16 protein-coding genes are annotated in these 19,824 nt (G+C 45.8%); 12 read left to right on the top strand and 4 right to left on the bottom strand.

The genetic code is table 11. The features are described from left to right. The first annotated feature begins 37 nt into the window (after window positions 1–37). The 5 genes from NSB28_RS14460 (at window position 38) to NSB28_RS14440 (ending at window position 5,913) form a co-directional block, all read left to right on the top strand. Entirely contained in the window at window positions 38–985 is a 948-nt protein-coding gene (locus tag NSB28_RS14460) for an ABC transporter permease (protein ID WP_109747282.1), read from the top strand. 15 nt (window positions 986–1,000) lie between these two features. Then, window positions 1,001–1,873: a carbohydrate ABC transporter permease gene (locus tag NSB28_RS14455; RefSeq protein WP_109747283.1), complete on the top strand. Its 873-nt coding sequence runs from the start codon at window positions 1,001–1,003 to the stop codon at window positions 1,871–1,873. Between the two features lie 109 nt (window positions 1,874–1,982). Then, a complete protein-coding gene (locus NSB28_RS14450; RefSeq protein WP_109747284.1) occupies window positions 1,983–3,716 on the top strand; it encodes an extracellular solute-binding protein in 1,734 nt (577 codons plus the stop codon). Between the two features lie 215 nt (window positions 3,717–3,931). Continuing rightward, on the top strand, window positions 3,932–4,975 hold the full coding sequence (locus tag NSB28_RS14445; RefSeq protein WP_109747285.1) for an NAD(P)-dependent alcohol dehydrogenase: 1,044 nt from the start codon (window positions 3,932–3,934) through the stop codon (window positions 4,973–4,975). A 47-nt stretch (window positions 4,976–5,022) separates the two neighbouring features. Then, window positions 5,023–5,913 (top strand): AraC family transcriptional regulator, encoded by an 891-nt coding sequence (locus NSB28_RS14440; protein ID WP_109747286.1) that lies wholly within the window; start codon window positions 5,023–5,025, stop codon window positions 5,911–5,913. 179 nt (window positions 5,914–6,092) lie between these two features. On the opposite strand, the gene NSB28_RS14435 is transcribed toward NSB28_RS14440, so the two are convergent. After that, complete coding sequence (locus NSB28_RS14435) at window positions 6,093–7,595, bottom strand: IMP dehydrogenase (RefSeq protein ID WP_109747287.1); 1,503 nt, start codon at window positions 7,593–7,595, stop codon at window positions 6,093–6,095. A 547-nt stretch (window positions 7,596–8,142) separates the two neighbouring features. Between NSB28_RS14435 and NSB28_RS14430 the strand changes: the two genes are divergently transcribed. After that, complete coding sequence (locus NSB28_RS14430; protein WP_109747288.1) at window positions 8,143–9,342, top strand: ATP-binding protein; 1,200 nt, start codon at window positions 8,143–8,145, stop codon at window positions 9,340–9,342. Between the two features lie 234 nt (window positions 9,343–9,576). Here NSB28_RS14430 and NSB28_RS14425 read toward each other — a convergent pair whose 3' ends face one another. Continuing rightward, window positions 9,577–9,753 carry a type II toxin-antitoxin system antitoxin gene (locus tag NSB28_RS14425; protein WP_148409906.1) on the bottom strand — a complete coding sequence of 59 codons (177 nt, stop codon included), beginning with the start codon at window positions 9,751–9,753 and terminating at the stop codon, window positions 9,577–9,579. A gap of 35 nt (window positions 9,754–9,788) precedes the next feature. Continuing rightward, a complete protein-coding gene (locus tag NSB28_RS14420; RefSeq protein ID WP_109747289.1) occupies window positions 9,789–10,763 on the bottom strand; it encodes an SPFH domain-containing protein in 975 nt (324 codons plus the stop codon). Between the two features lie 128 nt (window positions 10,764–10,891). On the opposite strand from NSB28_RS14420, the gene hemW reads away from it, so the two are divergent. Further along, a complete protein-coding gene (hemW, locus tag NSB28_RS14415) occupies window positions 10,892–12,091 on the top strand; it encodes a radical SAM family heme chaperone HemW (RefSeq protein ID WP_109747290.1) in 1,200 nt (399 codons plus the stop codon). Window positions 12,092–12,119: 28 nt separating this feature from the next. Here hemW and NSB28_RS14410 read toward each other — a convergent pair whose 3' ends face one another. After that, entirely contained in the window at window positions 12,120–12,857 is a 738-nt protein-coding gene (locus NSB28_RS14410; RefSeq protein WP_257497857.1) for an SGNH/GDSL hydrolase family protein, read from the bottom strand. 341 nt (window positions 12,858–13,198) lie between these two features. Here NSB28_RS14410 and hrcA point away from each other — a divergent pair, with 341 nt between their 5' ends. From hrcA to glyA, 5 genes are all read left to right on the top strand, one after another. Beyond that, window positions 13,199–14,260 carry a heat-inducible transcriptional repressor HrcA gene (gene hrcA / locus NSB28_RS14405; protein ID WP_257517595.1) on the top strand — a complete coding sequence of 354 codons (1,062 nt, stop codon included), beginning with the start codon at window positions 13,199–13,201 and terminating at the stop codon, window positions 14,258–14,260. Between the two features lie 18 nt (window positions 14,261–14,278). Then, window positions 14,279–14,959 (top strand): nucleotide exchange factor GrpE, encoded by a 681-nt coding sequence (gene grpE / locus NSB28_RS14400; protein WP_330665385.1) that lies wholly within the window; start codon window positions 14,279–14,281, stop codon window positions 14,957–14,959. A gap of 57 nt (window positions 14,960–15,016) precedes the next feature. Further along, window positions 15,017–16,888 (top strand): molecular chaperone DnaK, encoded by a 1,872-nt coding sequence (dnaK, locus tag NSB28_RS14395; protein WP_109747293.1) that lies wholly within the window; start codon window positions 15,017–15,019, stop codon window positions 16,886–16,888. Window positions 16,889–17,019: 131 nt separating this feature from the next. Beyond that, window positions 17,020–18,213, top strand: coding sequence for a molecular chaperone DnaJ (gene dnaJ / locus NSB28_RS14390; RefSeq protein WP_109747294.1), 1,194 nt, complete (start codon window positions 17,020–17,022; stop codon window positions 18,211–18,213). A gap of 119 nt (window positions 18,214–18,332) precedes the next feature. Next, complete coding sequence (glyA, locus tag NSB28_RS14385) at window positions 18,333–19,571, top strand: serine hydroxymethyltransferase (RefSeq protein WP_109747295.1); 1,239 nt, start codon at window positions 18,333–18,335, stop codon at window positions 19,569–19,571. The last annotated feature ends 253 nt before the right edge of the window (window positions 19,572–19,824 follow it).

Raw genomic sequence — 19,824 nt, 5'->3', positions numbered from 1 at the left:
ACTTCCGGATAAAAAATAAAAAGAAAGCGGTGATTACATGTCAAAAGTAAAAGCAGCCAGCCGGCCGGCGGCAAGGAAGAAAGATTCCCTGCTGCACCACATCAGGAAGGAATGGAAGCTCTACACCTTCCTCATTCTGCCGATCCTCTATTATGTACTCTTCAAGTACGTACCAGTCCTCGGCAATATTATAGCCTTCCGAAGGTACAAGGGAGGCCCGAATATCCTGGGGCAGGACTGGGTGGGTTTCCGCTACTTCAACCAGTTCCTGACAGACCCCTCATTCTGGAATGCATTCTGGAATACCCTGAGGCTCAGCATTGGATATCTGTTAGTAAGATTTCCGGTGACCCTCATATTTGCCCTGCTGATCAATGAGATCCGCAAGCAGAAATGGAAAAAGACAGTACAGACCATTTCTTATCTGCCGCATTTCATTTCTCTGGTTGTTGTCTGTGGTATGGTCAAAGAGCTGCTGGCATCAAACGGGCCGATAAACAGTCTGATTGCCTCTCTGGGGCTGGACAAGATAGCGTTTTTGTCTGAACCGGGATGGTTTGACACCATTTACATAGGTTCTGGTGTCTGGCAGGCGCTGGGCTGGGGAACAATCCTTTATCTGACGGCCATGACCAACATAAATACTGAGCTGTACGAAGCATCCTCCATAGACGGGGCCGGAAAATTCAAGCAGGCGATACATGTGACGATTCCGGGCATCATGCCCACGATCATGACCCTGCTGATCATGGATATCGGAGGAATCGTTACATCCAGCAACATGCAGAAAATCCTGCTTCTGTACAATCCGCTGACACAGGAGCGCGCGGATATTATCGGTACACTGGTCTACAGGATGGGTATTGCGGGAGGAAACTTCAGCTATGCGGCCGCAGTTGGACTGTTTGAAGCTGTCATAGGACTTATCCTTGTTACAGGAGCCAACTTCCTCTCGAAAAAATTCACAGAAACATCACTGTGGTAGAAAGGAGCGGAAAAAATGAAAATAAAACCATCTAAAGGATACCGGACCTTTCAGGTAGTCAACACGATCCTCATGATACTGGTAATCATTATAACTCTGTATCCGTTTGTCTATCTTGTCGCTCAGTCTTTCAGCAGCGACGTGGCAGTCAGTTCAGGGCGGGTGACGGTGTTCCCCATTGATTTCAGTCTGGAGACATATAAATATATTTTAAGGGATAATTCATTCTTTAAATTTTACGGAAACACTATTTTTTACTCAGTTGTAGGGACAGCCATTTCCGTGTTTGGGACAGCCATCCTGGCTTACCCGCTGTCAAAGTCCAAACTGCGCCTGAATAAGTTCTTCACACCATTTGTAGTATTTACCATGTACTTTACAGGAGGGATGATCCCCAACTATATCCTTGTCACACAGTGGCTGGGACTGGCAGATTCTATATGGGCAGTTGTACTGCCGGGAGCCATCAGTACATTTAATCTTCTGCTGATGAAGTCCTTCTTCACAGGCCTGCCTGAGGAGCTGGAGGAAGCTGCGGCAATGGACGGTATGGGAGTTTACGGAGTCTTTGTAAAGATTATCCTGCCGCTGTCAAAGCCTATTCTTGCAACAATGACTCTGTTTTACCTAGTAGGAATGTGGAACGAATGGTTTGGACCGTTCCTGTACTTAGAATCAAGAGATAAATGGCCCATAGCTCTGTGGGTAAGACAGCTGGTGGAAGGAGCAAATCAGGTGGATATAGGTTCTACCGCAGAGGCCAGCAGTGTGCAGGCCACACTTAAATCAGCCACAATGGTACTTACATCACTGCCAATCATCTGTGTATATCCTTTTGTACAGAAATATTTTGTACAGGGTATGACAATGGGAGCAGTCAAGGGTTAACAACTGACCACGCGGCAATACAGCCGCAGAGTAAACAGATATATACAGCCGGCGGCGCGGTATGCCAACGGCGGCCGGCTGTGTTTATAAATTAAGGAGGAAAACAGATATGAAAAAAAGATTAGCAGCACTGACAATGGCTTTAGTCATGGCAGGAACACTGACAGCATGCGGAGGCGGTTCTGAATCAGCTTCAGGCGGAAAAGGTGAAACTTCCGCAGCAGATGCAGCGTCATCAGAAGCGGCAGGAACAGACGCTGCCGGGACAGATGCGGCAGAAAACGATCTGGGCTATGAATACGGGGAGGACGTGACCTTCCACTCAGACGAGCCAGTACAGTATACCATGATGTTCTCAGACCATGAGAATTATCCTATGAAGGATGACTGGAGGATCTGGAGCGCCATTGAGGAAAAGGCAAATGTTACATTTAAACTTACTTCCGTGGCAAGGACAGATTACAACGCCAAGGTGACAGCAGCAGTAAACAGCGGAAGTGCGCCGTATATCGTTCCGAAGATCTATGATTCCAAGCCATATGAGGACAGCGGACAGATCATAGCGGTCAGCGACTGGGTACAGTATATGCCAAATTACCAGAAGCAGGTGAAGGAATGGGGCATGGAAGAGGACTTAAAGCAGATGCTTGCATCTGACGGAAAGTACTACAGGCTGCCCGGTATGTGGGAATCAGTGGCAGGAGGCTACTCCCTGATTATCCGCAAGGATGTATTCGAAGCGGCCGGGGTGGATATGAGCAAGGAAGCTGAATGGACATGGGAAGATTTCTATGATGCGCTGAAGAAGGTGCAGGAGCACACGGGCAAAGATAATATCTGGTCTGACCAGTTCCAGTTAGGCTGCGCCATGAACCTGGCAGCAAATGTCTACGGCGTAAAGGCCGGAAATTCAGCAGACGGCGGCGACTGGGGACTCCAGGACGGTATGAAGTTTGACTTTGAGAAAAATGAATTTTATTTTGCAGATACTACAGAGGATTACAAAGAATTCCTGAAATACTTTAATAAACTCTACAAGGAAGGTATCCTTGACCCAGAGACATTTACACAGGACAGCCAGCAGGCACAGGCCAAATTCTTCCGCGGTGATTCCTATGTACTCTCATCAAATTACCAGATACTCTCAGACATCCAGTCACAGAATAAGATGCAGGTAGAGGATGCTGACCTTTATTTCATGACAACACCGTCAGGACCAAAAGGCAATCTGAAAGTCTCAAGTGCTGCAGGACGTCTGGAAAATGGTATCGTGATCACAAAGAACGCGCTTGATGACCTGGGCGAAGAAGGATTTATCAAAATGCTCCGTTTCATTGACTGGCTGTGGTACTCAGATGAAGGACATGAACTGACACAGTGGGGCGTAGAGGGTGAGACTTACACAAAGGATGACAAAGGAAATATCACACTGAATTCTGATATCTACTTCAATGGATTTAATCCGGGCGCATCAAAGCAGCTGAATGTAGACTATGGATTTGGCGGCGGAGTGTTCGCATACGGCGGAAATGTAGATATACAGCTCTCAAAGTTCACAGATGCTGAGAAAGAATGGAACGAGAGGATCAATGCAAATAAGGTGAACCAGCAGCTGACACCTCCTGTACTTGCAGATGAGATGCAGAAGGAAGATCTGAACCTGATCAAGGTATCTCTTATGGACTATGTAAACACAGCGGCCCTTGAGTTCATTACAGGCAAGAGAGACATTGACAAGGACTGGGATTCCTACGTGTCAGACTGTGAGTCAAAGGGCAGCACAAAATATACAGATCAGGTCAATGAAATATTTAATGATACAAAGGATATTCTGGGAATGTAATTATAAAGAGAATATCTCCGGCTCTCAGGATTTTCGTGCAAAATACACACGAAAACACCTGGCAGGACAGTGGATCGTGAACAGTAATTTTCAGACGATCCATTGTCATTGCCGGCAGTGATAATGGGGCCGGGGGAAAGGACTGCGTAAGTGTGCGGTCCTTTTCATGCTGTCCGCATGTAACTATGAAGGTATTAAAAAAGGAGGATACAATTATGGAAGGTACAATGAAAACGGCAGTGATGACAGATCTCATGAAAGTAGAGATCCAGGAGAGGCCCATCCCGCAGCCCAGGGAAAATGAAGTTCTTGTAAAGGTTGAATATGTGGGGATATGCGGTTCAGACCTGCACTATTATGAATCAGGGAGGATCGGTGATTTTATCGTAAAGCCGCCGTTTGTTCTGGGGCATGAGGCAGGCGGCACTGTTGTGGAGACAGGGGCGAAGGTGAAGCATTTAAAACCCGGGGACAGGGTAGCTCTGGAACCCGGAAAGACATGCGGAGAGTGTGAGTTCTGCAAGCAGGGCAAGTACAATCTCTGTGAAGATGTCATCTTTTTTGCAACTCCCCCTGTGGACGGTGTGTTTCAGGAATATGTGGCACATGAAGCGGGGCTTTGCTTCAAGCTTCCGGAGAATGTAAGCACCATGGAAGGGGCGCTGATAGAACCTCTGGCTGTGGGTATGCATGCAGCCTCCCAGGGCGGTGCACGTCTGGGACAGACAGCAGTAGTCACAGGCGCCGGATGTATAGGCCTTGTAAGCCTCCTGTCCCTGAAGGCAATGGGCGTATCTAAAGTCATCGTGGTGGATGTGATGGAGAAACGTCTTCAAAAAGCTCTGGAGCTGGGGGCAGATGCAGTGATCAATGGAAGGGAAGAGGATACTCCGGCAAGGATCAGGGAACTGACAGATGGACGTGGATTTGATTTGGGTATTGAGACAGCAGGAACCCAGATCACAGCCTCACAGCTGATAAAAGGAGCTAAAAAGGGTGCAACGGTCGTATTTGTGGGATACAGCGCTACAGGAGAGATGACACTGCCGATTGGCATGGCGCTTGATAAGGAACTGAATTTTAAAACAGTGTTCCGCTACCGCAATATTTATCCTACGGCAATAGATGCTGTTGCCTCAGGAAAAATAAACATAAAAAATATAGTCACAAATTACTTTGAGCTGGATGACATCCAGACTGCACTTGATGCCTGCGTGAAAAATAAAGCGGATATCGTAAAAGGTGTCATCAGGATTTAGCAAGTCCCGGACATCCGCCATCGTGCAGCTGATATGGAGGAGACTAAATGAATCGTTCAAATACTCATTTGATGGAGCCTGAAGATGAACGTCAGTATATGCTGAATGATAATTTTGAAATAATGGAAAAGTACGGTGTGCCCACAGGAGCCATGCAGATCCATTTTCACAATTTCTATGAGCTACTGTATATTGCGGCGGGAGAGTTTGCCTGTCTCATTGATAATACTACCTACTACCTGAAGAAAGGAGACTTTCTTCTGATAGACAGGAATCATATGCACCATTATCAGTATGTGGAGAATAAGCATGAGGATTCTAAACGCGTGCTGCTCTGGGTCACAAAAGAATTTCTGAATGAACTTTCAGGAGCGGGAGTGGACCTGAGTGCGTGCTTTTCTATGGAGGGCGCACCGGCATATCATTTCCCGGCACATCACGAGGATAAGCTGGCAGATTATCTGTTCCAGATCTTATTCGGCGTTTCCACAAAGGACGGGATAGACGCTGAGCAGATGCTCATAGAAAAATCATATCTGACGCTGTTTTTTGTGTATCTGAACCGGCTGTGCGCCAGGCGGGGATTTCAGTTCCAGGAAGAAGAGACAACCACAAATGATATGATGAAGCTGGTGTTTGAACATATTGACAGCCATATTTCAGACCCGATCATCATTGATGAGCTGGCGGACCTCACCGGCATGACAAAATACCAGTTCCTGCGCAGCTTCAAGACTGTTACAGGTATGACAGTCCATGATTTTATCATCAAGAAGAGACTGCTCCATGCGTGTGAGGAGATCTGGAAGGGCTGTCCCATATCTGATGTGTACAAAAGCTGTGGATTTGCAGATTACTCTTCGTTTTTCAGAAACTTTAAGAAGGCATACGATATGTCTCCTAGGGAATTTAAGGTATATTCTGAACAGACGGTATAGAACAGAGAATGCACGGAGAAAAATCCAGCACCATTCGGACGCTGGACGAAGCCGGGTCACAGTATGTTTATTTGAAAACGCCGGCCGCACCGGGGGAGTATACCCCGGATGCGGCCGGCGTTCTTGAAACTCTGCAGTAGATAATTATAAAACTTTATAACTGTTCAGTATCTTTACAGTTACAAAATTTTACTGTCGTTTTTAAGCACCACATCATGTGCCCCGCCCTCTACAATACTTGTGGAGGAGATCAATGTGATCTTGGCATTCTTCTGCAGTTCCGGAATCGACAGACAGCCGCAGTTGCACATGGTAGAGCGGACCTTGCTCAGGGACAGGCCTACATTATCTTTCAGGCTGCCTGCATATGGTACGAGGGAATCTACCCCCTCCTCAAAGGAAAGCCTGGCATCGCCGCCCAGATCATATCTCTGCCAGTTTCTGGCCCTTGCGCTGCCCTCGCCCCAGTATTCTTTCATATAGCTTCCATTAATATTTACTTTCTTTGTGGGACTCTCGTCAAACCTGGCAAAATATCTTCCCAGCATCAAGAAGTCAGCGCCCATTGCAAGCGCCAGTGTAATGTGATAATCATGCACAATACCGCCGTCAGAGCAGATGGGGATGTATACGCCTGTCTCCTGGTAATACTCATCCCGGGCTTTAGAGACCTCTATCAGCGCAGTCGCCTGGCCGCGGCCTATCCCTTTCTGCTCTCTTGTGATGCAGATGGCGCCTCCGCCTATTCCCACCTTAACGAAATCAGCTCCTGCTTCAGCCAGAAAGCGGAATCCATCCTTATCAACTACATTTCCTGCCCCTATTTTTACAGTGTCCCCATAGTTTTTTCGGACATGATCCAGGACGATCTTCTGCCACTCTGAATAACCCTCGGAGCTGTCGATGCAGAGAACATCTGCACCGGCCTTAAGCAGCGCAGTGATTCGCTTTTCATAATCACGTGTATTGATCCCGGCTCCAACTATATATCTTTTTGAGCCGTCAATAAGCTCACTTTCATTTGTCTTATGCTCATTATAATCTTTTCTGAAGACCAAGGAAACTAACCTCTGGTCATTGTCAATGACAGGCAGGCAATTCAGCTTGTGTTCCCAGATTATATCGTTTGCTTCTTTTAATGTAGTACTCTCTCCTGCACAGACAAGATCTTCAAATCTGGTCATAAAATCTTCGGCTCTGGTATCCGGGGCCATCCGGCTGATGCGGTAGTCGCGGCTTGTGATAATGCCCAGAAGCCTGCCTGTGGGACTTCCGTCATCTGTAACGGCCATAGTGGAATGTCCTGTCTTATCTTTGAGTTCAAGCACATCAGCTAAAGTACTCTCCGGGCGCACGTTAGAATCACTGATGACAAAACCGGCCCTGTAGCCCTTTACTTTTGTGATCATCTGTGCCTGGCTTTCAATAGACTGTGAACCATAAATAAAAGACAGTCCACCCTCTCTGGCCAGGGCGACTGCCATGTTATTGTCAGACACAGACTGCATGATAGCAGAGGTCATGGGTATATTTAATGAGATTGCGGGAGCTTCACCTTTTTTGAATTTAACTAAAGGCGTTGTCAGATCTACATTAGAGGGAATGCATTTGACAGACGAATAGCCTGGTATGAGCAGGTATTCCCCAAAGGTATGTGACGGTTCATTGATATAGATTGCCATGTTATTTTTCTCCTTGTTTTTTTAGAAACATTTGCAATTAGTTACTCGGACATTAATACAATTGTGATGTCTTGACGCCGCAAATTCAGCATTATGCACTTCTGCATATAGATTTTATTCCCGCGGGCAGCGACAGTAACGGAATTAGACCAGCCGCGGATTTTTGACCGGCAATTGAGATTTAGCAGATTTTTTGCGGTGAATACTATATTTTTTCACCTCCTTGTTCGTCACGGGGATAATTGTATAATTAATTGATTATAAGCAAATGAAATCTTATTGTCAAGAAAAAGTATTAAAAAATAGTAAGACCTCGTAACAGTTCGGCCTTCCAATGTTCCGCGAGGTGTTTTCGTGCATAGTGCATGAAAATCCCTCCATACTTTGGAATCTCACCATATATCTAGAAAGTTTATTTAAATCACATTAGTTTGCTGTATGAAAAAGTTTTAAATAATAGAAAGTTTTTCCGAAATTCAAGTAAAAACTATTGATATTCTTGAAGCTTTTTTGGTATACTTTTAGTAGGATCAAAGGAGGCGATTATATGATTATCAGGCCGCAATATATGGATAGGCTGAAAACTTACCGTGATGTTCCGCTTGTAAAAATACTGGCTGGAATCCGACGCTGCGGAAAATCCACAATTTTAGAAATGCTGAGAGACGATCTGCTGAAAAACGGCATTGCCGCAGAGCATATTATCAGTATGCGCTATACATCGGAAGATTTTGACGACGGTATGACCGATAAAGCAATGTATCAAGGCATCAAAGAACAAATGACTGGAGACGGTCGTTACTACCTTTTGCTGGACGAAGTACAGGAAATCGACGGTTGGGAGAAAGCCGTCAACAGCTTGCTTGAAAATGCAGATACCGATATATATGTGACCGGTTCCAATTCAAAGCTGAGGTCAGGTGAGATTTCCACCTATCTGACCGGACGATATATTTCCATTCCTGTTTATCCGCTGTCCTTTGCAGAATATCTGGATTTCAAAAAGCAGAGCAGTCAATCTCCCAAAGAGCTTTTGAATGAGTATATCCGTATGGGGGGCTTTCCGATTGTTGCGCTTGGCAGCTTTGACCAGTACTCGGCATATCAGATTGTAGAAGGTATTTATAATTCAGTTATCACAAATGATATTACAAAACGGCATAACATCACAAATTTTGAACTGTTTAACCGTGTTGTAAAGTACATCGTAGAGAATGTGGGTAAAACTTTTTCTGCAAATGCTATCGTGAAGTTCCTGAAAAGCGAGGGGCGCTCCCTTTCTGTTGAATCGGTATATAATTATCTGGAATGGCTTGAGAAAGCTTTTGTGATTTATCGCTGCCAGCGCTACGATTTGCAGAGAAAATCCGTGTTGAAAACGCAGGAAAAATTCTATCTGGCTGACGTTTCTTTGAAATTCTGTATTATGGGCTTCAATCCGAAATCGATTGCCGCTATGCTGGAAAATATCGTGTATTTCGAACTTAGAAGAAGAGGTTATGAGGTTTATATTGGCAAAAATGAAACCAAAGAGATTGATTTTGTGGCAGTGAAGCGTGACGAGCGTATTTATGTTCAGGTTTGCCGCAGACTGCCGGAGGAATCTGATCGGGAGATCGCCAATCTTCTTGAAATTAGAGACCATTACCCGAAATATGTGGTAACTCTTGATGAACTTGCCGCAGGAAATATCAACGGTGTTAAGATTGTGCATTTATCAGATTTTTTGTTGGCTGCGGATTATTAAAACAAGCCTGCAAAATCGTTAGCACATGAATTGTTGTAATCAAAGATTATTTTTAAATAGCCGAGAGATTTTCATTCATTATGAAAGTCCCTCGGCTTTTCTATTTTCAGAATAGAGGTGAGAAAAAGTCGTATATCCCGCCAGATGTTTTGGAGAAAGGTAACCGGCAACTACTCATACAGTCCGCATTCCGATGAAGGAACAGATTAGTCTGTACTGGGAGCATCCCCCGGATCAGTCATTTTTCTTTTTCTTGCGGTATTTCACACATTCTGTCAGCAGATATTCAATCTGGCCGTTGATTGACCTGAAATCATCCTCTGCCCATTGGGCCAGCTCATTCCAGAGACTGGCAGACAGGCGGAGAGGAACCTGTTTCTTTGCTTTTTCTTTTTGTTTCTGATCTTCCATCCTCCACCATACCTTTCTAAAGTGTTACGTTCTTATCAATAAATAGAGCCGCTGTTAACGATAGGCTGTGCATCCTTATTTCCGCAGAGGACTACCAGAAGATTGCTGACCATAGCGGCTTTTCTTTCCTCGTCCAGCTCTACGATATTATTCTCACTGAGCTTTTCAAGAGCCATTTCAACCATGCTTACAGCGCCTTCCACGATTTTCTGGCGGGCATCGATGATGGCTGCAGCCTGCTGTCTCTGGAGCATGGCTGAGGCTATTTCAGGAGCGTAGGAGAGGTGGGTGATGCGGACTTCCAGAATACGGATTCCCGCAGCTTCTACCTTTTCCTGCAGCTCGCCCTTCATGATATCAGCTACCTCCTGGCTGCTTCCGCGAAGTGATCTTTCATCACCTCCGTCGCTGGTGTCATAAGGATATCTGCGGGCAGCGTTTCTTGTGATAGCATCACACTGGATAGAGAGGTATCGTTTGTAATTTTCAACATTCAATACAGCCTTTGTGGCATTTTCCACCTTCCAGATGACAACTGTGCCGATCTCTATGGGATTGCCTAATTCATCGTTGACTTTCTGCTTTTCGTTGTTCAGGGTCATGGTCTTTAAAGAAACTTTTTTGCTGCCTTCTCCTCCGATATTGATGTTGGCACCTGTGCCGGAAGCCTGCACATACCTTTTAACGGTGGGATTTATAGAGGTGCAGAACGGATTTACGAAGAAAAATCCGTCATTTTTTAAGGTGCCGTAATAATTACCAAATAGTGCAAGGACAAGTGCCTCATTAGGATTGATGACCTTCAGGCCGGGGAATGCGATACAGCAGACCGTAAATAAAAGTATGCCGGCAGCAATGAAGACTCCTGAGGCTTCCTCAAAAGCAGCAACCCCCAGGATAAAGAGACCGATGCTGGCTGCCAGCCCCAGAATTAACAGGAGCAGCATAGCGAGGCCGCTTTTTGGCTTTAAAATCTTTTCTTCTGTGAATGTGTTTTTTTTCTCTTCCATGGTGTATCCTCCTTTTAGAATACCGATGCTAAAATGATATTAATTTGATATCACAATAATACAATCAAAAATAAAATTTGTCAAGGCTATTCTGGATTTCTGATCCTGATCATGGTATACTCTCAGTCATGAAGAAAAAACTTGGTATTTATATACACATTCCGTTTTGTATAAGAAAATGTGATTACTGTGACTTTTTGTCATTTACCTCAGGAAAGGAAGAGCGGGAAAGGTATGCGGAGGCTCTGAAGCGGGAGATAGCAGAGGGGATAAATGCAGGGGATGACAGTTTGGGCAGTGGTACCGGCAGCGTAAAAACAAAAGATAATTGGCTGGTGACAAGCATTTTCTTTGGCGGCGGCACTCCGTCTGTTCTGGAGGGTGAGGAGCTTGCAGAGATTTTAGGGACTGTGAGGCAGTCTTTTGAAGTGGAGGAGGACGCTGAGATTACAATGGAGGCAAATCCGGGAACTCTGACACCTGAAAAGCTTGACATATGCAGGAGGGCCGGATTTAACAGGATCAGCCTGGGCCTGCAGTCTTCTCACAATAAAGAATTGAAAAATCTGGGAAGAATCCATACCTGGGAAGAATTTCTTGAGAGCTTTTCAACAGCCAGAAAGGCGGGCTTTCATAATATTAATGTGGATCTGATGTCGGCCCTGCCCGGGCAGACGAGAGAGTCCTGGGCTGACACACTGCATAAGGTGTGCGCGCTGGAGCCGGAGCATATTTCAGCCTACAGCCTCATCATAGAGGAGGGGACGCCTTTTTATGACAGGTATGCGCATGATGTGCAACTCAGGGAAGAGGGAAAAGCGTGCAGGTTGCTTCCTTCAGAGGAAGAGGAGCGTATGATGTATGAAGATACGGCTGCTATACTGTGTGCAGCAGGATACAGGCGTTATGAAATATCCAATTATGCAAAGCCCGGCTATGAGTGCAGGCACAATACAGCATACTGGAGGCGTCAGGACTATATTGGATTTGGACTGGGCGCGTCATCCCTGATCAATGAGTGCAGGTTTTCAAACACACGGCAGATGTCATCCTATACTGCGGGAAACAAAAGAAGAGAGGAAGCGGAATATCTGGATACAAAGGCGTCCATGGAAGAATTCATGTTTCTGGGCCTGCGTATGTGTGACGGTATTTCCGTATCAGAATTTGAGAAACAGTTTCAGACGGGATTTGAAAAAATGTATGGAGATATTACTGAAAAGCTGGTAAAAGACGGGCTGCTTTACAGGAAAGACGGGCGGATAGCCCTGACGGAGAGAGGAACAGACTTGAGCAATTATGTGATGGCACAGTACCTGCTGGACTGACACGCCATCCTGGGGGCCGGCCGGCGCATCAGCTGCCGGCTCCCAGTTTCCCGACTACGTAGTCATGAATGGCAATATAAGTGTTTTCTGTGTAATGGAGTCCGTCCATTGTCTCCAGAGAAGTGCTCAGAAGGTATGTGTAGCAGTCCAGATAACGGTCCGGGAAGGATTCCTTCATCTTGTCATTAAAATCACAGATGATCTTGTTGCTGATGGCGGGGCAGAGCTCATCCATCACAGGATTCACAGACATTATATAGAAGTCGGTGTCAGGATGAGAGGAAAAAAGCTCCTGATATAATTCAATATATTCATTAATGTTTTTGTAGTCGTTTACCCCCAGATTCAGGATGACCGGGCAGTCTGGTGCTTCAGATATAAAGGATTCAAGCTGTGCCATCCCTGTGTCCCTGAACCATACGTAACCTTCACCGGATTTGGCGTCAAACATACATCTATCTTCCGGATAGAACGATTTGACTGCCTCCTGCATCCCAACAGTCCTGGAGTCACCCACAAATATGAAACGGTGCTCCGGCATAGCAGCAGATCCATTACCGCCCTGATTTCCATCTATAGAAGAGGAATCGGGGCCATTTTTATTTTGAGCCTGTCCATCCGGGGAGGACAGTGCGGCTGATTCTGAAGCGGCCCTGTCTGTGCTCTCATCTTTTCTCATAAAGATAGTAAGATAAGCTGTGAATGCCAGCAAAGCAATGATCAGAACAGTGATAAAGGCCATCCAGAGTGTATTTCCTTTTTTCATTCTTTTTTCAGTCCTGTGTGGACATCCTTTCTTTATATATAGGCTGATTATTGCAATCATATCATATTTCATTAAAAAGTCAAACAAATCCTTTCGTCCCCATTCGCCATTCCAGGGGCTTTCCGGTGCAGAAACTTCAAGAGCATATCAAATTGTGTCAATTTCAAAAAATGTATAAAAAAAATATAAAGCCTATTGACAAAGAAGATGTCTGGTGCTATCTTAGGAACATAGATGTTAGCACTCGACTTAATAGAGTGCTAATAACATGATAAGGCATACACCTCCGTGCACCCCATAGTATAGATTCTTATGGATGGGCGTGCTTCGCACGATAAGGCATGGATAAAGAAAGGAGGAAGATTTCAAAGATGCAGCTGGACGACAGGAAATCAAAGATACTACAGGCTATCATAAAGACTTATCTGGAAACAGGTGAGCCGGTAGGGTCCAGAACAATATCAAAATATGCTGATTTGAATCTGAGCTCCGCAACAATCAGAAATGAGATGGCTGATCTGGAAGAACTGGGTTATATTATCCAGCCCCATACCTCGGCCGGAAGGATTCCAACAGATACGGGCTACAGGCTGTACGTAGACCAGCTGATGGAAGAGAAAGAACGGGAAGTCACTGAAATGAAAGAGCTGATGATCCAGAAGCAGGATAAGATGGATCTGGTTCTTAAGGAAGCGGCAAAGGTGCTGGCGACAAACACAAATTATGCTACAATGGTTTCAACGCCTCAGTACCGCAGGACAAAGCTGAAATTCATACAACTGTCACAGGTGGATGAAGGACAGCTGCTGGCAGTGGTTGTCTCAGAAAATAATGTAGTAAAAAACAAGATGATCCGGATAGAACACTTACTGGATAATGAGACCATCTTAAAGCTAAATATCCTGCTGAATACAAGCCTGAACGGCCTTACGATCGAACAGATCAATCTGGCGACCATCTCAAGGCTGAAGGAGCAGGCCGGGATCCACAGTGAAGTGGTCAACAGTGTTCTGGATGCTGTGGCAGAAGCCATACAGACAGATGATGAAGACCTGGAGATATATACAAGCGGTGCCACAAACATCTTCAAGTATCCAGAACTGAGTGACAGTGGGAGAGCAAGTGAGCTGATCAGTACATTTGAAGAAAAGCATCAGCTGGCAAATCTGGTGACCGAGACTGTTGAGAATGCCAATAAAAACGGCATTCAGGTCTATATAGGAAATGAGACGCCCGTACAGGCTATGAAGGACTGCAGTGTGGTTACGGCAACTTATGATTTAGGTGAGGGGATGCAGGGAACAATAGGGATCATTGGTCCTAAAAGGATGGATTACGATAAAGTCTTAAGCACCCTGAAGACCCTGATGATACAGCTTGATACAATATTTAAAAAAGAATGAGAAAGGCGGTAGAGAAACGTGGCCGATGAAAAAATGGAAAAAGATTTAGAAAGAGACAGCGAAATCGATATTTCAGATGAGATGCTGGAAGATATAGAAGAAGACAGCGCAGAGGATGCTGTAGAGGATTCCACAGCCGGTACAGATGAAGAATCTGAGGATATGGAAGAGGCTGAGGAGGCCGGCAACGGAGAGTCAAAAGAAAACGGTGACACTCAGGGCGGTAAGAAAGGCTTCTTCGGAAAGAAGAAGGAGAAAAAAGACAAGAAAGACAGCCAGATAGAAGAACTTACCGACAGACTGAAGAGACAGATGGCTGAGTTTGACAATTTCCGCAAAAGGACAGAAAAAGAGAAAGCGGGAATGTATGAGATAGGCGCCAAGAGCGTCATTGAAAAGATGCTTCCTGTAGTTGACAACTTCGAAAGAGGGCTGGCTCAGGTTACAGAGGATAAAAAGGATGATCCCTTCGTTACAGGGATGGAAAAGATCTATAAACAGATGATGACAGTATTTGAGGAGCTGGAAGTAAAGCCGATCGAAGCTGTCGGACAGGAATTTGATCCGAATTTCCACAACGCAGTGATGCACGTGGAGGATGAAGAAGCCGGCGACAACATCGTGGTGGAAGAATTCCAGAAGGGTTATACCTACCGCGAATCTGTGGTACGCCACAGTATGGTTAAAGTAGCTAACTAGTTGTAATAATAACAGATAAATTAAAAACAATTCTTATTGAAAGAGGAGGACTCTATTATGAGCAAAATCATTGGTATTGATTTAGGAACAACAAACAGCTGCGTAGCAGTTATGGAAGGCGGAAAGCCAGTAGTTATCCCGAATACGGAGGGAGCAAGGACAACACCGTCAGTAGTGGCTTTTACAAAGACAGGTGAGAGGCTTGTAGGTGAGCCTGCAAAACGTCAGGCAGTTACAAACTCTGACAAGACAATCTCTTCTATTAAGAGACATATGGGAACTGACTACAGGGTTAACATTGACGACAAGAAATATTCACCCCAGGAAATCTCCGCAATGATCCTTCAGAAAATGAAACAGGACGCAGAGAACTATCTTGGTGAGAAAGTAACAGAGGCAGTTATCACAGTGCCCGCATATTTCAACGATGCTCAGCGTCAGGCAACAAAAGATGCAGGTAAGATCGCAGGCCTGGAAGTTAAACGTATCATCAACGAGCCGACAGCAGCAGCGCTGGCTTACGGACTTGATAATGAAAAAGAGCAGAAGATCATGGTTTATGACCTGGGCGGCGGTACATTCGACGTTTCTATCATTGAAATCGGCGAGGGTGTCATCGAAGTTCTCTCAACAGCCGGAGATAACAGGCTGGGCGGTGACGACTTCGACCAGAGAGTTACAGATTATATGATACAGGAATTCAAGAAAGCTGAAGGAGTTGATCTGTCAAATGACAAGATGGCTCTCCAGAGATTAAAAGAAGCAGCTGAGAAAGCGAAAAAAGAGCTTTCAAGTGCAACAACAACTAACATTAACCTTCCGTTCATCACAGCTACAGCTGAAGGACCGAAGCATTTTGATATGAACCTGACAAGAGCTAAATTTGATGAGCTGACACATGATCTTGTAGAGAGAACAGCAACACCTGTCACAACAGCGCTTAAGGATGCAGGGCTGACAGCAAGCGAGATCTCCAAAGTCCTTCTTGTCGGCGGATCTACACGTATCCCGGCTGTACAGGATAAGGTTAAAGCTCTGACAGGACATGAGCCAAGCAAATCTCTGAACCCGGATGAGTGTGTGGCACTGGGCGCTTCCGTACAGGGCGGTAAATTAGCAGGCGATGCAGGCGCAGGCGATATCCTTCTTCTGGATGTTACTCCGCTGTCACTGTCTATTGAAACAATGGGCGGCGTTGCTACAAGGCTGATTGAAAGAAATACAACTATCCCGACAAAGAAGAGCCAGATCTTCTCAACTGCGGCAGACAACCAGACAGCTGTTGATATCCATGTAGTACAGGGTGAGAGACAGTTCGCCAAAGATAATAAGACATTAGGACAGTTCAGGCTGGATGGGATCCCGCCAGCAAGAAGAGGTGTTCCGCAGATCGAAGTAACATTTGATATCGATGCCAACGGTATTGTAAATGTATCAGCAAAAGATTTGGGAACAGGCAAAGAACAGCACATTACGATCACATCAGGATCTAATATGTCCGACAGTGATATCGAAAAAGCTGTAAAAGAAGCAGCTGAATTCGAAGCTCAGGATAAGAAGAGAAAAGAAGCGATCGATACAAGGAATGACGCTGATTCCATGGTATTCCAGACAGAGAAGGCTATGGAAGAAGTAGGCGACAAGATTGATGCAAACGATAAGACAGCAGTAGAAGCTGATCTGAATGCACTCAAGGACCTGCTGGCAAAGAGTACTCCGGAAGAGATGTCTGACGCTCAGGTTGCAGAAATCAAAGCTGCAAAAGAAAAGCTTATGGAGAGCGCTCAGAAGCTGTTCGCAAAAGTATATGAGCAGGCACAGGGAGCAGCCGGTGCAGCAGGAGCAGCAGGAGCCGGTCCTGAGGCAGCAGATGCAGGAAGCTATCAGGCAGACGACGATGTAGTTGACGGAGATTATAAAGAAGTGTAATATAAAAAGGCTGATGCAGGAACAGTGTAGTTCCAGCATGGCCGCAGACCAGGGGACGGAGTATAAGATGCTGAGTATACTCCGTCTTTTGGGGGTTTGATTTTATACAGATAAAGGAAAAGGTGAATACAATGGCAGAAAGCAAACGTGATTATTATGAGGTCCTCGGTATCGACAGAAATGCCGATGAGGCCACCATTAAAAAAGCATACAGACAGCTGGCCAAAAAGTATCATCCTGATATGAATCCCGGAGACGCAGAAGCGGAGAAGAAGTTTAAAGAGGCTTCAGAGGCTTATGCTATACTTAGCGATGCAGATAAGAGACGCCAGTATGACCAGTTTGGCCATGCAGCCTTTGAACAAGGAGGTGGTGGAGCCGGCGGATTCGGCGGCTTTGACTTTAACGGCGCCGACATGGGAGACATCTTTGGAGATATTTTCGGTGATTTATTTGGAGGCGGCAGCAGAAGCAGGAGAGCGAATAATGGCCCTATGAAGGGCGCCAATACAAGAGCCAGCATACGTATCACATTCATGGAGGCAGTGAATGGATGTGAAAAGCAGCTGGAGCTCAATTTGAAGGATGAATGTAATACTTGCCACGGAACAGGCGCCAAGCCGGGAACAAGCCCGGAAACCTGTCCGAAGTGCGGCGGCAAGGGCCAGGTGGTATATACACAGCAGTCATTATTCGGGACAGTCCGCAATGTCCAGACATGTCCGGACTGTGCAGGAACAGGCAAAATCGTAAAAGAGAAGTGTACAGACTGCCGCGGAACAGGATATATATCAAACCGCAAGAAGATAGCTGTGACAGTTCCGGCAGGTATCGATGACGGACAGAGCATCCGCATCAGGGATAAGGGTGAGCCGGGAGTCAACGGAGGACCGAGAGGCGACCTTCTTGTGGAAGTAAATGTTGCCAGACATCCTATCTTCCAGAGGCAGGATATGAATATATTCTCTACAGCTCCGATTTCCTACGCACAGGCTGCGCTGGGCGGCGAAGTGCGCATCAGCACAGTTGACGGCGATGTGCTCTATGATGTAAAACCGGGCACTCAGACAGATACTAAGGTGCGTCTGAAGGGCAAAGGAGTTCCTTCACTGCGCAATAAAGCTATTCGCGGTGATCATTATGTAACTCTGGTAGTGCAGGTGCCTACGAAGCTGAATGAAGAAGCTAAGGAAGCGCTCCGCAGATTTGACGCCGCAACAGGAAATTCCCTGAACCAGCCGCAGACACAGGCAGCTCCTGAAAAACCAAAGAAAAAAGGATTTATGGATAAACTGAAGGAAACTTTCGAAGATCTTGATAATTAGAAGAAATACGGGCCTTTTGATCAAGGGGGCCCGTTTTTGGCATTTATGTTATTGACAAAATGCGAAATGCAATGTATAGTAGTAATACTTTAATGTGGTAAAATACAGGAGGATGGAAGATGTATTCATTGGATGAAGTCAGGGCAGTCGACCCTGAAGTGGCAGAAGCGATCGTAGAAGAGCAGGAGAGGCAGAACAGCCATATTGAGCTGATTGCATCTGAAAACTGGGTCAGCAAGGCTGTAATGGCAGCAATGGGGAGCCCGCTTACAAATAAATATGCAGAGGGCTATCCGGGAAAGAGATATTACGGCGGCTGTGAATGCGTAGATGTGGTTGAAAATCTGGCTATAAAGAGAGCGAAGGAGATTTTTGGCTGTACTTATGCAAATGTTCAGCCTCATTCCGGAGCACAGGCCAATATGGCAGTATTTTTTGCACTGCTGCAGCCGGGAGATACTGTACTTGGCATGAATTTAGCCCATGGCGGCCATCTGACACACGGAAGCCCCGCTAATATGTCAGGGACTTATTACAAGGCAGTTCCTTATGGCGTAAATGATGACGGCTTTATCGATTACGACGAAGTAAGAAGGATAGCAAAGGAATGCCAGCCGAAGCTCATCGTGGCAGGAGCAAGCGCATACTGCCGCACCATAGATTTTAAGAAATTCAGAGAAATAGCTGATGAGGTAGGGGCATACCTCATGGTAGATATGGCGCATATAGCCGGACTTGTAGCAGCGGGAGAGCATCCAAGCCCGATTCCGTATGCTCACGTAACTACGACTACTACCCACAAGACCCTGAGAGGACCCAGGGGTGGACTGATCTTATCCAGTGAAGAATTTGCCAAAGAGCATAAATTTAACAAAGCAATCTTTCCGGGAATCCAGGGCGGCCCGCTGATGCACGTGATAGCTGCAAAGGCTGTCTGCTTCAAGGAAGCCATGACTGATGAATACAAAACATACCAGCACAATGTGGTAGTTAATGCAAAAGCTCTCTGCGAAGGCCTTATGAAACGCGGGATCGATATTGTGTCAGGCGGCACAGACAACCATCTGATGCTGGTCAATCTGGTGAATACAGGTAAGACAGGGAAGGAAACAGAGAACCTTCTTGACAGTGTCAACATCACCTGCAACAAGAATACGATCCCTAACGATCCCCAGTCAGCCTTTGTGACAAGCGGTGTCCGTCTCGGAACTCCTGCAGTCACATCAAGAGGCATGAATGCAGAGGATATGGATGTCATAGCAGAAGCCATTGCCATGATGTTAAAGGGTGAAGATAATTGTGAAGAGAGAGCGAAGGCTCTTGTGAAGGGGCTTACTGATAAGTATCCTCTTAATTAAAACAGTATAAATGCTTGTAAAAGAATAAATAGAAAAGCTGATTTCCGGGGGAGTAACTTGTTGGAAATCAGCTTTTTTATAATTTATGCAATATTCAGGGCGGATGGTCAATCCCAAGCTGCTGAATTGCTGTTTAGGGGAGTAACAGGACGCTTTGTGCGGGAGGCAGTGAGCCATCAGGAAGGGGAGCGGTGGGGTTCGTTGTTCTGTCCGACCGCTGCGGAGTGAAAATCTAAGGCTCCGTGCCCCGCTC

Source organism: Murimonas intestini (genome assembly GCF_024622195.1).
Classification (GTDB): domain Bacteria; phylum Bacillota; class Clostridia; order Lachnospirales; family Lachnospiraceae; genus Murimonas; species Murimonas intestini.
This window is presented reverse-complemented; position numbering and strand designations above follow the sequence as displayed.

What these genes read in the sequence shown, in the direction of transcription:
- NSB28_RS14460 (WP_109747282.1), top strand. Translation starts at nt 38, where the DNA reads ATGTCAAAAGTAAAAGCAGCCAGCCGGCCGGCGGCAAGGAAGAAAGAT.
- NSB28_RS14455 (WP_109747283.1), top strand. Translation starts at nt 1,001, where the DNA reads ATGAAAATAAAACCATCTAAAGGATACCGGACCTTTCAGGTAGTCAAC.
- NSB28_RS14450 (WP_109747284.1), top strand. Translation starts at nt 1,983, where the DNA reads ATGAAAAAAAGATTAGCAGCACTGACAATGGCTTTAGTCATGGCAGGA.
- NSB28_RS14445 (WP_109747285.1), top strand. Translation starts at nt 3,932, where the DNA reads ATGGAAGGTACAATGAAAACGGCAGTGATGACAGATCTCATGAAAGTA.
- NSB28_RS14440 (WP_109747286.1), top strand. Translation starts at nt 5,023, where the DNA reads ATGAATCGTTCAAATACTCATTTGATGGAGCCTGAAGATGAACGTCAG.
- NSB28_RS14435 (WP_109747287.1), bottom strand. Translation starts at nt 7,595, where the DNA reads ATGGCAATCTATATCAATGAACCGTCACATACCTTTGGGGAATACCTG.
- NSB28_RS14430 (WP_109747288.1), top strand. Translation starts at nt 8,143, where the DNA reads ATGATTATCAGGCCGCAATATATGGATAGGCTGAAAACTTACCGTGAT.
- NSB28_RS14425 (WP_148409906.1), bottom strand. Translation starts at nt 9,753, where the DNA reads ATGGAAGATCAGAAACAAAAAGAAAAAGCAAAGAAACAGGTTCCTCTC.
- NSB28_RS14420 (WP_109747289.1), bottom strand. Translation starts at nt 10,763, where the DNA reads ATGGAAGAGAAAAAAAACACATTCACAGAAGAAAAGATTTTAAAGCCA.
- hemW (WP_109747290.1), top strand. Translation starts at nt 10,892, where the DNA reads ATGAAGAAAAAACTTGGTATTTATATACACATTCCGTTTTGTATAAGA.
- NSB28_RS14410 (WP_257497857.1), bottom strand. Translation starts at nt 12,857, where the DNA reads ATGAAAAAAGGAAATACACTCTGGATGGCCTTTATCACTGTTCTGATC.
- hrcA (WP_257517595.1), top strand. Translation starts at nt 13,199, where the DNA reads ATGGATAAAGAAAGGAGGAAGATTTCAAAGATGCAGCTGGACGACAGG.
- dnaK (WP_109747293.1), top strand. Translation starts at nt 15,017, where the DNA reads ATGAGCAAAATCATTGGTATTGATTTAGGAACAACAAACAGCTGCGTA.
- dnaJ (WP_109747294.1), top strand. Translation starts at nt 17,020, where the DNA reads ATGGCAGAAAGCAAACGTGATTATTATGAGGTCCTCGGTATCGACAGA.
- glyA (WP_109747295.1), top strand. Translation starts at nt 18,333, where the DNA reads ATGTATTCATTGGATGAAGTCAGGGCAGTCGACCCTGAAGTGGCAGAA.